The following is a 13,519-nucleotide window of genomic DNA, read 5'->3' as shown; positions in this document are numbered from 1 at the left end:
CAGCGGGAAATTTAGCGCCGTGCTGCCGGTAAATTTGCCGCGCGGCATCTCGTTCTAGCTCGATAGGCGTGGCTGACACGGATACGGATGTGGCGATGAGGTTTTCCAGGCGTGGGTTCATGGTGGGGCTGGCGGTAGCCGGTGCGGCGGGGTCGGCAGCGTGGTATGCGCGCCAGCCGGCAGACCACGACGAGAAACTCAAGAAAGACGAGGTCGAGACCCCCGGCGAGGCCACGGTCGAGGCCGCCGCCGGTGCGGGCGTGCGCATCGGTGACAAGCTGCGCGGCATCTGGGATGTGCGCTTCAGTGGCGCCGAGGCTGGCCTGGACGGCCTGCCCTTGGAAGGGGTGCAGATGCTGCTCGATGTCGGCCCGACGGGTCGCTCGCTGCGTGGTTTTGTCGACGTGGCTGAGCGCCTGCGCGGCAGTGAGCCGCCGCACTACCGCGTGCTCGGCGAGCTGGTCGCCGCCGATGCCGGCAAGGTTCGCTGGCGTCTGGTGCCGGTTGGGGCGTCGGCGCCCAGCCATGAGCTGGAGGCGACCCTTGATGAGGTCTGGGCCTCTTGGGGCAACGCTGGCACGGGCACCCTGACCGGGCGCATCCGCCGCATCGACCGGCCTTTGTTGAGCACTGAGCCGGACAACCACTTCGTCGCCAGCAAACGCGCTTTCCCCGAGGCACGCCAGGTCACGCCGCTGGCGCCGGCGCTGATGGCCTGGCTGAACTCCCCCGAGCACCGCCTGTTCCACCAGGTGTGGCATGCCACCCGCGACAAGTGGCATCGCCTGGACGATCACAAGCGGGATGGCCTGCGCGGTGCCGGCTGGCAACCTGGCCCGCGTGACGCCGAGCGTGGCGCACGTGGGCGGCGCAAGCACCTCAATGGTTCGGGCGAGGATTTCTTCTTCATGCACCGGCACATGCTGGGGCACGCCCGCGGCCTGCAGCCTGACCTGCCGAACTGGACACAGCTGCCGCTGCCGTCGCCGCAGCTCGAATACGACCGGTTGGGGTTCATCCGCTATCAGGAAAACCATGACGGCAACTCGGTGCCGCCGGCCTGGGTCGCGGCAGATGATGAAGAGCTGAGCCAGTGGCTGCATGGCGTCAAGGCGGCGGAGACTTTCTTCAGCAATTTCCAGGTCTGGGAATCGCAATACCAGGACCCGGACTACCTCAGCCGCCTGACCCTGGGGCAGTTCGGTTCGGAAGTGGAGATGAACATTCACGACTGGCTACACATACGTTGGGCCACGGTCACCCGCGACCCGTCCAACGGCATGCCGGTTATGGGTGACCGCGAGCAGACGGACTACGCGGCACGCTGGTTCCGTGAGGAAAACGACTTCCTTGGCGACCCGTTCTCGTCCCATGTGAATCCGGTGTTCTGGCGTTTCCATGGCTGGATCGACGACCGCATCGAGGACTGGTACCGGGCCCACGAGCGCGCCCACCCGGGGGAAGTGCAGCGGCGTGAGGTCAATGGTGTGTCGTGGTTTGCGCCGGGGCGTTGGGTGCAGGTTGGCGACCCTTGGCTTGGGCCGATGACCCATGGGTGTGGGGGGATTTCCGATGCCGGGGGCGGTGCTGGGGAGATGGAGGTCGAAGCGATGAAGCTGGCGTTGCGCATTGCCTTCAGTGGTGAGCGGGATGTTGGCGACCTGCTGCGGCGGACGCCGCGCAGGCCTTGGTATGCGCGGCATATGAAGTTGCCGGAGGGGTCGGTTTAGGTTGCTTGATGGCTTGCAGGTGCTCGCCATGACAGGTTCAGCGCCTGGGAGATCGAGCGCCGCGCGGGCGGCGCTCGATCTCAAAGGCGCTGCAACTGTTGCGGCAGGCAATTGCCAGCCCTCACACAACCCCCACACCCTTACTTGCAGTTCCCCGCCTTGCGATACCCCGCCGCCATCGCCTCGGCCTCACTGCCAAACGCCACCTGGTTCTTCTGCGAAACCTGGCTGTACCCCGGGCAACCACTGGCCAGGTGATACACATGGCTATTGCGGTTACCTAGCACCGCACCGCTTGCTGCCGTACTGGCCAGTGTCGGCTTGGCCGCCTCTTTCACTGCTGTGGTCGGCACCACAGCCGCACCCTGCGGCGTATACCCCAACGCCCACTTGCGCTCACCGGTCACGAACGGGTTGTTGTGCCCCATGATCGCAGCAATCCGCTGGTCACGCTGCTTCTCCCAGGCCGTCACCGGATGCTGCTTGTCCCAGGCCATCAGCACCTGTTGCTGCTGGCGCGACATGCTTAGCTTGTAGCGATCGAACATGTAGAACGTGGTGCGTGCCACCAGCCCCTTCACCTCGTCGCGTGGCTCGGCGGTTTTCTGCTGGAAGTCGATCTTGGTGGTGCACTGGCCGTACTGCGGCGCAACGCCAGAGACCATGCCGTAGTTGAAGTTGCTGCGGTCACCGTTCACTTCGCCCACGGACGGGTAGAGGTTGAACAGGTCGGCCTCCATGGCGCGGAAGGTCGGGTCGCTGTCGACGCACTGCTCGCGCCCGCCGTTCTGCCAGCACTGGCGCTGGTGGCCGAAGGTCCAGGCCGGGACGATGTGCTCCCACTCGGTACGCTCGGCGCGGGTCTGCAGCTTGCGGGTTTCATAACCACAGGATTTCAGGTCGACCCGGCCGCCGGACTTGCCGACCCAGGTCCACTTGCAGCCACAGTACAACTCGCCCATGGCGCTGTTGCCCTGGTCGAGGTAGATCTTCTGTTTGGCGACCACCTTGGCTTCGGTGAAGGTGGCGGGTGGGGTGGCGAAGGCGGCGGGGATGGCGGCGAAGGCGAGGGCGACGGCGCAAAGCAGTTTCTTCATGAAAATACGTCTTAGGCTTACAAAAAAACGCGATTATACGGCTTGAGCGATTTGAAAGAAGAGATCAAAGGCTTGCGCTTGAGCGCTGCGCCGCTATCGTTTGCGGGTCAGGATTTTGTCGAGCGAGTTGTCATGCAAATTGCCCCATCGCCTCTCAACGAAGCAGCCCGCCTGTGTTTCCTCGAGAGCCTGAACATCCTCGATACCCCGGCCGAAGAAACCTTCGACCGCATCACCCGGTTAGCCAGTGTGCTGCTCGATGTACCCATGGCATTGGTATCGCTGGTCGACATGAACCGCCAGTGGTTCAAGTCGCGCCAGGGCGTGGAGGTTGCCGAAACCACGCGCGATGTGGCGTTCTGTGCCCATGCCCTGCATGCCGAAGACATCCTGGTGATCCCGGATGCCTGCGCCGATCCGCGTTTCGAGGACAACCCGCTGGTGACCGGCGGGCCGCGCATCCGTTTCTATGCCGGCGTGCCGCTGCGTTTTGCCGGCGAGCTGACCGTGGGCACCCTGTGTGTGCTGGACACCCGGCCCCGCCAGGTGTCGGAAACCGAGTTGGCGCACCTGCGCGACCTGGCGCGGATCGTCGAGCGCGAGATGCTCCACCGCAGCCTGGCCATTGACTCGGGCAGCGCGCTGCAGCAGGCGGAGCAGGGCGCTTTGATATCCTCCGAGGCGCGTTTCCACCGGGTGTTCGACAACAGCCCGACGAGCAAGGCCTTGGTCGATCTTGACGGGCGCATCCTTGAGCCCAACCGGGAATTCTGCCAGTTGCTGGGCAGGGCCCGGGAGTGGTTGGTGCTGACCCGGCTTGGCGAGCTGATCGACCCACAGGACCTGGCCAAGCTGGACGAGCCCTGGCAGCAGATCGTTGCCGGCGAGCTGGATTCGCTGGTCATCGAAGTGCGGCTGGTCACCCCCGGCAATGACGCACTGTGGAGCGAGCTGAGCGTGTCGGCACTGCGCGACGCGCACGGCGTTACCGAGCAGCTGGTCGTGTTCGTGCGTGACGTCAGCGAACGCAAGCGCCGCCAGCAGCAACTGCAGCGCTACCAGGCGACCCTGGAGCAGCAGGTGGCGCAGCGCACCGAAGAGCTGGCACGTAGCCAGGAAACCCTGCAGGCCATCGCCGACAATATCCCGGTGCTGATCGCGCAGATCGGCACCAACCTCGAATACCGCTTCAACAATGCCGTGTACCGGCAGATCTTCGGCGTCGAACCGACCCAGCTCAAAGGCCGCAAGGTGCAGGATGTGCTGCCGGCGGACGTCTACCAGCAGCTGCTGCCGTGCTTTCACAAGGCATTGGCCGGCGAGCGGGTGGAAGCTGACAACGTGCGTTACAGCCCCGACGACTCGCGGATCTGGCACGCGTCCTATGTGCCGGATATCCGCAACGGCAAGGTCGAGGGCTTTTTCGTCATGTCGCTGGACGTGACCGAGCGCAAGCGCAAGGAAAAGACCCTGCTCGACCAGGCCACCCTCGACCCGCTTACCGGCCTGCCCAACCGCGCGGCGTTGCATGAAGAGCTGGATTTCGCCCTGCAGCAGCGGGCTGCGTTTGCCTTGTTCTTCATCGACCTGGATGGCTTCAAGCAAGTTAACGACCAGCATGGCCACGAGGCGGGTGATGCCGTGTTGCAGGCTGCTGCGGGGCGAATGCTGGCGATCATGCGCGCGGACGACACGGTGGCCAGGCTGGCCGGGGACGAGTTCGTGGTCATCGCCCAGGCCGTGGCCAACCAGGCATCAGCCCGGGATATTGCGCGCAAGTTGTGCGACGTGCTGTCGGCGCCGGTTGCGGTAGAAGGGGCCGAAGTGGCTGTGGGGGCCAGTATCGGGGTTTATCTGAATTTGTCCGGGCATGACCCGCAGAGTGCCGAGGAGGCTTTGGCGTTGGCGGACAAGGCGATGTATGAGGCCAAGCGAGGGGGGCGGAACAGGTTTAGTCTGGTGGGGGATTGAGGGAGATCGCCTGAAGATCGCACGGGGGCATGCAACTGTCCGCCACAACAGATGCAGGGCCTGGGAGATCGAGCGCCGCCCGCGCGGCGCATCGCGAGCTTTGCTCGCTCCTACGTTTGTTTCCGGCCAGTAACGCCTGGGGCATACGCGCGCGACTGCCTTGTTTGTACAACCCGATATCGCGCCATGCGCCAAGGCGTTCGCGCGCAAATCCCACAGGAATAATTGGCCCGAAAAAAACGTAGGAGCGAGCAAAGCTCGCGATGCGCCGCGCGGGCGGCGTTCGATCTCACAGGCGCTGAATGTGTCATGGCGAACACCTGCCCGCCACAGCGCCATCATCAGCCGATCAAACCCCCAAATACTGCAACCCCCACAACGCCCCCATACCCACCGCCAGGGTCAGCAGCGTGCTGCGCGTGCGCCAGGCGACCAATCCGGCCACGATCGCGGCCGGTATCTGCGGGTTGCTCCAGTCGATACCCGGCTGCCCGGCCTTGAACACCACGGCCGGCAGCACCAGCGCAGCCAACACACTGGCCGGCACATACACCAGGGCGCGGCGCAACATCGGCGGAATGCGCAACGCGCCGTAGAACTCGATGAACGACAGTCGTATCGCAAAGGTGCCCAGCCCGATCAGGGCGAAGGTGATCCATGGTGTCACGTCGTTCATGGCGCCTCCGCTGCCACGGGTGCGCCCTTGCGCAGTTGTTCGATGCTCAGCCCGCTGATCACACCGCCCAGCGAGGCGACCAGCAGGCCGAGGTTGTAGGGCAGGTCGTGTGCCAGCACCGCCAGCGCGCCGCCCACCACCGCTGCGCCCAGCATCGCCGGGTTACGGATGCCCGGCACCAGCAGTGCCAGGAACGACAGCGGAATGGCAAAGCCCAGCGACCAGGACTCTGGAATGCCGGTGCCCAGGTACACGCCGGCCAGCACCGCCAGGTTCCAGCCGAACCACATCGGCAAGGCGGTGCCCAGGTAGTAGGGGAAGGCAAATCGACCGAGGCCGCCGGCGCCGAATTTCAGGCTGCACAGGGCGAACGACTGGTCGGAAAGCAAGTAGGACAACGACCAGGTCTTGCGTCGTGGCAGGTCGCTCAGGTGCGGGGCCAGGGCTGCGCTGTACATCAGGAAGCGCAGGTTGATCACCAACGCGGTGACCACCATGGTCAGTGGCAGCGCGCCGCTTTGCATCAACTGCAGCACCACCATCTGCGCGGAGCCGGAATAGAACAGCAGGGTCATGCCCATGGCGTCGAGCGGCGACATGCCAATACCGATGGCCGTCACCCCGGTGATCAGGCCGAAGGGCACCATACCGGTCATCAGTGGCAAAACCGCGCGGACACCCTCGGTGAATGCGTGCGTCGCGCTTTTGTAAGGCATTTGGGTTCCTTGAACATTCATCTGGCTAGCTCAAGGTAAAACCCGCCCGGCTTGGTAACAACGCAGATTTCTGGAATATTAGGCCTAAAAAAAATAGGCCTTGAACCATGTCGCTCGATTCACCAACCCGGCACACCCTGCAGCTCAATGCCTTGCGCGCCTTCGAAGCGTCGGCGCGGCTCGGCGGTTTTGCCCGGGCTGCCCACGAACTGAAAGTCACGCCTGGGGCGATTGCGGCGTTGATCAAGACCCTGGAAACCCAGTACGGCGCCGCCCTGTTCGAACGCCATGCCAAGGGCGTGCGCCTGACCCCGCTGGGCGAAAGCGTGAAGACGCAGTTCACCGAGGCCTTCGATGCGGTGGAGGAGGCTGCCCGTACCTTGCGCCGGCTGGCTGCGCCGCAGCGGGTGCATATCGTCACTTCGCCGGCGCTGGCCCAGTTGTGGCTCGGGCCGCGATTGCCGCGCCTGACCGAAATGCTCGCACCCATCGAGATCTCGGTGACGGCGGTCGATGAACCGCCCAACCTCAAGCGCAGCCCGTTCGACCTTTGCCTGTTCTACATCGAGCAGGTCGAGCGCGGCCAGCGCAAGCTGGCCGATGAAGACATCCTGCCGGTATGCAGCCCCGCGCTGGCCGCGCAGATCACCGCGCCGGCAGACTTGGCCAGTGCGCGCTGCATCAAGGATGTCGGTTGGCAGGACTGGGATGTCTGGTCGGCGGCGATCATGCCTGAACAGCACTTCGTGGCCCGAGGCCCCGGTTTTTCCCTTTATTCGATCGCGGTGCAGCAAGCCTTGCTGGGCGCTGGCGTGCTGATCGGGCGCAGGAGCCTGATCCAGCCATACCTCGACAGTGGCGAACTGGTCGCGCCCCTGGCCCGTTCGGTGCCGCTGGGGTTGACCATCGCGGCATGGCGCCTGCCCGGTGCCACGGGCAACCCGCGTGTGGCGGCCGTAGAGGAAGCATTGAAACTGTTGGCCTAGGGTGTGGCCCCTTGCGGGGTAACACCCGTGCCAGCCGTGCAAGCCACGAAAATAGGACGTTCTGGCTATTCCGGTCGTTGCCCGCCAGGCATATGCTTGCCTGTCAGAGGAAGCACGTTGCCGCCTGCGGCAAACACAAGCACTGTCGGCAGCCACTTCATCGGGGCGCAGTTGCTGGACACCAGGGAGAGCGTCCATGAGTCAGGAATCAATGCCGGCACCTGCCGGTTTCAGTGAACAGCAGTTGGCCACGCTGTTCGCGTTGATCAGCGATGGCATCTGGGACTGGAATGCCAATACCGGCTACGTCTATCGCAACCCCGGCTGGTACGCCATGCTCGGCTACGAAAGCCATTCCATGGCCAACACCGTACTGACCTGGGAAAGCGTGATCCACCCCGAGGACTACCCCCGGGTGATGGCGCACTTCGAGGCCTATATCAACCAGCGCAACGAGCGCTATCTCATCGAGTACCGCTGCCGCTGCCACGATGGCAGTTACCTGTGGGTCGAGGACAGCGGCCATATCATCGGCCGCAACGAGGATGGCTCGGTGGCGCGCATGCTCGGCGCGCACCGCAATATCGATGCGGGCAAGCGCCTGGTGGCTCAGCTGGAGCAGAAGAACCATTCACTGGAAGCCCAGGTGGCCGAGCGCACCCGCGAGTTGTCGTGGGTCAACCAGCAGCTGCAACGCCAGCTCGACGAGAACCGCATCCTGGCCGAGCGCGACGCGCTGACGCGGATAGCCAATCGCTACCGGCTGGAGAAGACCTTGCAGCAGGAGTGCGAACGAGCCAAGCGCTTCCGCCAGCCGCTGGCGCTGGTTGCCATGGACCTGGATGATTTCAAGCCGATCAATGACCGCTATGGCCACGCCCGTGGCGATGCGGCGTTGATCCGGGTGGTCGAAAACCTGAGCACCAGCCTGCGTGAACTTGACCTGCTGGCGCGCTGGGGCGGCGACGAGTTCGTCATGGTGCTGCCGCAGACCACGCTGGGCGAGGCGCTCGGCCTGGCAGGGCAGTTGCGCCGGGTGATGGAGCGGCTTGAACCGGTGGGTGAGTGCCGGCTGACCCTGAGTTATGGCGTGGTGCAATGGCAGGAAGGGGAAGGCCAGGAAGAGCTGTTGGCCCGGGCTGACAAGGCCTTGTACCGGGCCAAGGAGGCGCGCAAGAACACGATTTCCGAGTGAGCCGATAGCGGATGAAAAAAGACCCGCGGCGCCAGGGGCGCAGCGGGCCAAATCGGCCTGGGCCGCTTCAGTGTCAGATATGCAGCGCGTGGCCCAGCGCGCGCAGTGCCGCTTCCTGTACCGCTTCACCCAGCGTCGGGTGAGCATGGATGGTGCCGGCCACATCTTCCAGCCGGGCGCCCATCTCCAGCGACTGGGCAAACGCCGTGGACAGTTCCGATACCGCCACGCCAACCGCCTGCCAGCCCACGATCAGGTGGTTGTCACGCCGCGCCACCACGCGCACGAAACCGCCTTTCGATTCCAGGCTCATGGCCCGCCCGTTGGCGGCGAACGGGAACTGCGCGACGATGCAGTCCAACCCTTGCTGGCTGGCTTGCTCCGGCGTCTTGCCCGCCACCACGACCTCCGGGTCGGTGAAACATACCGCGGCAATCGCTGCAGGTTCGAAACGCCGGGCCTTGCCGGCAATGATTTCGGCAACCATCTCGCCCTGCGCCATGGCGCGGTGTGCGAGCATCGGTTCGCCGGCCACGTCACCGATGGCCCAGACGTTGCGCATGCTGGTCTGGCAGCGTTCGTCGATGGCGATGGCGGCGCCGTTCAGCTTCAGGTCCAGGCATTCCAGATTGAAGCCTTTGGTCCGTGGCCGGCGGCCCACGGCCACCAGCACCCGGTCGGCTTCCAGGCGCAATTGCCCGCCCTGGCCATCGCTGGCCAGCAGGCAGCCGTTCTCGTAGCCTTCGACGCTGTGGCCAAGGTGCAGGGCGATGCCCAGTTTCTTCAGCGATTCGGCCACGGGCGCGGTCAGTTCGCTGTCGTAGGTGGGCAGAATGCGATCGCGTGCTTCCACCACGCTGACCTGCGCACCCAGCTTGCGATAGGCAATGCCCAGTTCCAGGCCGATGTAACCGCCGCCCACCACCACCAGGTGCTTGGGCAGGGCCTTGGGCGCCAAGGCTTCGGTGGAGGAAATGATCGGCCCGCCGAGCGGCAGCATCGGCAGTTCGACGCTGTGCGAGCCGGTGGCCAGCAGCAGGTGCTCGCAGCGGATGCGCTGGCCGTCGACCTCGACCTGCTTGCCGTCGAGGATCTTCGCCCAGCCGTGAATTACCTTGACCCCATGCTTTTTCAGCAAGGCGGCCACGCCGGTGGTCAGGCGGTCGACGATGCCGTCCTTCCAGGCCACGCTCTGGTCGATGTCCAGGCGTGGACTATCGACGCTGATGCCCAGTGGCGACTGCCCGGCAAAGCGTGCGGTCTGGTGGAACTGCTCGGCCACATGGATCAGCGCCTTGGACGGGATGCAGCCGATGTTCAGGCAGGTGCCGCCCAGGGCCTGGCCTTCGACCAGCACGGTGGGGATGCCCAGTTGCCCGGCGCGGATGGCGGCCACGTAGCCGCCGGGGCCGCCACCGATGATCAGCAGGGTGGTGTCGATTTTCTGTGACATGCTCACTCCAGCTCTCTACAAAAAAAGGCAGGCAGGTTGTTCGAGCAGGCCGCGCACGGCCTGGATGAACTGCGCGGCATCCATGCCATCGACCACCCGGTGGTCGAACGAGCTGGACAGGTTCATCATCTTGCGCACGACGATCTGGCCGTCGATCACCACCGGGCGCTCGACGATGCGGTTGACGCCGACGATCGCCACTTCCGGGGTGTTGACCACCGGGGTGCTGACGATGCCGCCGAGGGCGCCGAGGCTGGTCAGGGTGATGGTCGAGCCGCTCAGTTCTTCACGGCTGGCCTTGTTGGTCCGTGCGGCATTGGCCAGGCGCGCGATCTCGCCGGCATTGGTCCACAGGCTGGCGGCTTCGGCATGGCGCAGTACCGGCACCATCAGGCCGTTGTCACCCTGGGTGGCGATGCCCACATGCACCGCGCCGTGGCGGGTGATGACCTGGGCTTCGTCGTCGTAGGTGGCGTTGATCTGCGGGAAGTCGCGCAAGGCCACGACCAAAGCGCGGACCAGGAATGGCAGCAGGGTCAGCTTGCCACGCGTGTTGCCGTGCTTGGCATTGAGCTGCTGGCGCAGGGCCTCCACGGCGGTGACGTCGATCTCTTCCACGTAGCTGAAGTGCGCGACACGGCGCTTGGCGTCTTGCATGCGCTGGGCGATCTTGCGACGCAGGCCGATCACCTGCACCTGCTCGCTGTCGGTGCGCTTGGCATAGCCACTCGGCGCCTGGCCGGCAGCGCTGTGCGGCTTGCTCATGAAGGCGTCGAGGTCTTCGTGCAGGATGCGCCCGGCCGGGCCGCTGCCATGCACGTAGCGCAGCTCGATGCCGGCATCCAGGGCGCGCTTGCGCACCGCCGGCGAGGCCAGCGGCTTGTCGCCCGGCTGGCGCGGCACGATCGCGGCTTCGACGTGATGCTCGGGTGCCTGCAAGGCGGCCGGCTGCGGCGCTTTGGCTTCTGGCTTGGGTGCGACAGGTGCAACAGGCGCGCTGTGGGCTTCCACAGGTTTCGCCTGTGGCACATCCACATGGTTGCCGCTGCCTTCCACTTCGATGCGGATCAGCTCGCTGCCGACCGCCATCACTTCACCGGGCTGGCCGCCCAGGGCCAGCACCTTGCCGCTGACCGGCGACGGGATTTCCACGGTGGCCTTGTCGGTCATGACATCGGCTACCACCTGGTCCTCGGCGATCACGTCGCCGACCTTGACGAACCATTCCACCAACTCGACCTGCGCGATGCCTTCGCCAATGTCCGGCATCTTGATGACGTGCGTGCCCATTCAGACCTCCATGACCCGTTTCAATGCCGCGCCTACCCGCGAAGGGCCTGGGAAGTAAGCCCATTCCTGTGCGTGGGGGTAGGGGGTGTCCCAGCCGGTGACGCGCTCGATCGGTGCCTCGAGGTGATGGAAGCAATGCTCCTGCACCAGCGACACCAGTTCGGCGCCGAAGCCGCAGGTGCGGGTAGCTTCGTGCACGACCACGCAGCGGCCGGTCTTCTTCACCGACTCGACGATGGTCTCCAGGTCCAGTGGCCAGAGGCTGCGCAGGTCGATGACTTCGGCGTCGACACCGCTTTCCTCGGCGGCCACCTGGGCCACGTAGACCGTGGTGCCGTAGGTCAGCACGGTGACATCGTTACCCGGGCGGGTGATGGCGGCCTTGTCCAGCGGCACGGTGTAGTAGCCATCTGGCACGGCGCTTTGCGGGTGCTTCGACCAGGGGGTGACAGGGCGGTCGTGGTGGCCGTCGAACGGGCCGTTGTACAGGCGCTTGGGCTCGAGGAAGATCACCGGGTCGTCGCATTCGATCGAGGCGATCAGCAGGCCTTTGGCGTCATACGGGTTGGACGGCATCACCGTGCGCAGGCCGCAGACCTGGGTGAACATCGCCTCCGGGCTCTGGCTGTGGGTCTGGCCACCGTAGATGCCGCCGCCGCAGGGCATGCGCAGGGTCAGCGGGGAAATGAACTCGCCGGCCGAGCGGTAGCGCAGGCGGGCCATTTCCGAGACGATCTGGTCGGACGCCGGGTAGAAATAGTCGGCGAACTGGATTTCCACCACCGGGCGCAGGCCGTAGGCACCCATGCCCACGGCAGTGCCGACGATGCCGCTTTCCGAGATCGGCGCGTCGAACACCCGCGACTTGCCGTACTTGGTCTGCAGGCCCTCGGTGCAACGGAAGACGCCGCCGAAGTAACCGACGTCCTGGCCGTAGATCACCACATTGTCGTCGCGCTCGAGCATGACATCCATGGCCGAGCGCAGGGCCTGGATCATGGTCAGTGTGCTGGTGGCCATGGCGGTTTCCGGGTTGATGCTGTTGTTGTGATCGTTCATCTCAGACCCCCAGTTCCTGGCGCTGACGGCGCAGGTGGTCGGGCATTTCCTTGTACACGTCCTCGAACATCGAGGCCGCGCTCGGGATGTGGCCGTTGGCCAGGGTGCCGTACTGTTCGGCTTCCTTCTGTGCGGCGATGACCGCGGCTTCGAACTCGGCGGTGGTGGCCTGGTGTTCTTCCTCGGACCAGTGGCCGATCTTGATCAGGTGCTGTTTCAGGCGGGCGATCGGGTCGCCCAGCGGGAAGTGGCTCCAGTCATCGGCGGGGCGGTATTTGGACGGGTCATCCGAGGTCGAGTGCGGGCCGGCGCGGTAGGTGACCCACTCGATCAGCGAGGGGCCAAGGCCGCGGCGGGCACGTTCGGCAGCCCAGCGCGAGGCGGCGTAGACGGCGACGAAGTCATTGCCGTCGACCCGCAGCGAGGCGATGCCGCAACCCACGCCGCGGCCGGCGAAGGTAGTCTGCTCGCCACCGGCGATGGCCTGGAAGGTGGAGATCGCCCACTGGTTGTTGACCACATTGAGGATCACCGGGGCGCGGTAGACGTGGGCGAAGGTGAGGGCGGTGTGGAAGTCCGACTCGGCGGTGGCGCCGTCGCCGATCCAGGCCGAGGCGATCTTGGTATCGCCCTTGATAGCCGAGGCCATGGCCCAGCCGACCGCCTGCACGAACTGGGTCGCCAGGTTGCCGCTGATGGTGAAGAAACCGGCTTCGCGCACCGAATACATGATTGGCAACTGGCGGCCCTTGAGCGGGTCGCGCTCGTTGGACAGCAGCTGGCAGATCATCTCCACCAGCGACACGTCGCGGGCCATGAGGATGCTCTGCTGGCGATAGGTGGGGAAGCACATATCGGTGCGGTTGAGCGCCAGCGCCTGGGCGCTGCCGATGGCTTCCTCGCCCAGGCTCTGCATGTAGAAGGACATCTTCTTCTGGCGCTGGGCAACCACCATGCGGCTGTCGAAGATGCGCGTCTTGAGCATCGCGCGCATGCCTTGGCGCAGGACCTGCGGGTCGATGTCCTCGGCCCATGGACCTTGGGCGTTGCCTTGCTCGTCGAGCACGCGGACCAGGCTTTTGGACAGGTCGGCGGTGTCGGCAGCGTCGACATCGATCGGGGGTTTACGGACTTGCCCTGCGTCGTTCAGGCGCAGGTAGGAGAAATCGGTCTGGCAGCCTGGCCGGCCGGTGGGCTCGGGCACATGCAAACGCAGGGGGGCGTACTCGTTCATGCTTTTTACGCTCGCTCGGATGTTGTTTTTGTGAGCTCTGAAGCGGCCGCCGCTGAGTACCGGCTTGTGACTGGTAGGTCAGCGTCATCTACATCTTAGTGGGAGGGCAGGA

Annotated in this window: 11 protein-coding genes; 4 read left to right on the top strand and 7 right to left on the bottom strand. The window is 65.0% G+C overall.

All coding sequences use genetic code 11. The features are described from left to right. Positions 1–95 precede the first annotated feature (95 nt). Positions 96–1,730 (top strand): twin-arginine translocation signal domain-containing protein, encoded by a 1,635-nt coding sequence (locus C2H86_RS04175; protein WP_159411554.1) that lies wholly within the window; start codon positions 96–98, stop codon positions 1,728–1,730. Positions 1,731–1,870: 140 nt separating this feature from the next. Here C2H86_RS04175 and C2H86_RS04170 read toward each other — a convergent pair whose 3' ends face one another. Then, a complete protein-coding gene (locus tag C2H86_RS04170; protein ID WP_159411553.1) occupies positions 1,871–2,827 on the bottom strand; it encodes an endonuclease in 957 nt (318 codons plus the stop codon). A gap of 132 nt (positions 2,828–2,959) precedes the next feature. Between C2H86_RS04170 and C2H86_RS04165 the strand changes: the two genes are divergently transcribed. Continuing rightward, positions 2,960–4,798 (top strand): diguanylate cyclase domain-containing protein, encoded by a 1,839-nt coding sequence (locus C2H86_RS04165; RefSeq protein WP_159411552.1) that lies wholly within the window; start codon positions 2,960–2,962, stop codon positions 4,796–4,798. Between the two features lie 349 nt (positions 4,799–5,147). Here C2H86_RS04165 and C2H86_RS04160 read toward each other — a convergent pair whose 3' ends face one another. Next, positions 5,148–5,474: an AzlD domain-containing protein gene (locus C2H86_RS04160; protein ID WP_159411551.1), complete on the bottom strand. Its 327-nt coding sequence runs from the start codon at positions 5,472–5,474 to the stop codon at positions 5,148–5,150. Continuing rightward, positions 5,471–6,190 carry an AzlC family ABC transporter permease gene (locus C2H86_RS04155; protein ID WP_159411550.1) on the bottom strand — a complete coding sequence of 240 codons (720 nt, stop codon included), beginning with the start codon at positions 6,188–6,190 and terminating at the stop codon, positions 5,471–5,473. Before C2H86_RS04155 ends, C2H86_RS04160 begins: the two co-directional genes overlap by 4 nt. 107 nt (positions 6,191–6,297) lie before the next feature. Between C2H86_RS04155 and C2H86_RS04150 the strand changes: the two genes are divergently transcribed. Both C2H86_RS04150 and C2H86_RS04145 read left to right on the top strand, forming a co-directional pair. Beyond that, complete coding sequence (locus C2H86_RS04150) at positions 6,298–7,176, top strand: LysR family transcriptional regulator (RefSeq protein ID WP_159411549.1); 879 nt, start codon at positions 6,298–6,300, stop codon at positions 7,174–7,176. A gap of 196 nt (positions 7,177–7,372) precedes the next feature. Further along, positions 7,373–8,371 (top strand): sensor domain-containing diguanylate cyclase, encoded by a 999-nt coding sequence (locus tag C2H86_RS04145; RefSeq protein ID WP_159411548.1) that lies wholly within the window; start codon positions 7,373–7,375, stop codon positions 8,369–8,371. Between the two features lie 73 nt (positions 8,372–8,444). Here C2H86_RS04145 and lpdA read toward each other — a convergent pair whose 3' ends face one another. Genes lpdA through C2H86_RS04125 form a run of 4 tightly spaced genes read right to left on the bottom strand, consistent with a single transcriptional unit; the run spans position 8,445 to position 13,407 of the window. Continuing rightward, positions 8,445–9,824, bottom strand: a complete 1,380-nt coding sequence (gene lpdA, locus C2H86_RS04140) for a dihydrolipoyl dehydrogenase (RefSeq protein ID WP_159411547.1) — start codon at positions 9,822–9,824, stop codon at positions 8,445–8,447. A gap of 15 nt (positions 9,825–9,839) precedes the next feature. After that, positions 9,840–11,114 carry a dihydrolipoamide acetyltransferase family protein gene (locus C2H86_RS04135; RefSeq protein WP_159411546.1) on the bottom strand — a complete coding sequence of 425 codons (1,275 nt, stop codon included), beginning with the start codon at positions 11,112–11,114 and terminating at the stop codon, positions 9,840–9,842. Continuing rightward, entirely contained in the window at positions 11,115–12,173 is a 1,059-nt protein-coding gene (locus tag C2H86_RS04130) for an alpha-ketoacid dehydrogenase subunit beta (RefSeq protein ID WP_159411545.1), read from the bottom strand. It lies immediately after the preceding gene. A 1-nt stretch (position 12,174) separates the two neighbouring features. Beyond that, positions 12,175–13,407 (bottom strand): 3-methyl-2-oxobutanoate dehydrogenase (2-methylpropanoyl-transferring) subunit alpha, encoded by a 1,233-nt coding sequence (locus C2H86_RS04125; protein WP_159411544.1) that lies wholly within the window; start codon positions 13,405–13,407, stop codon positions 12,175–12,177. Positions 13,408–13,519 lie beyond the last annotated feature (112 nt).

The organism is Pseudomonas putida, from assembly GCF_009883635.2.
Taxonomy (GTDB): Bacteria; Pseudomonadota; Gammaproteobacteria; order Pseudomonadales; family Pseudomonadaceae; genus Aquipseudomonas; species Aquipseudomonas putida_W.
Note: the sequence above shows the minus strand (reverse complement) of the source record. Positions and strands in the feature narration are given on the sequence as shown.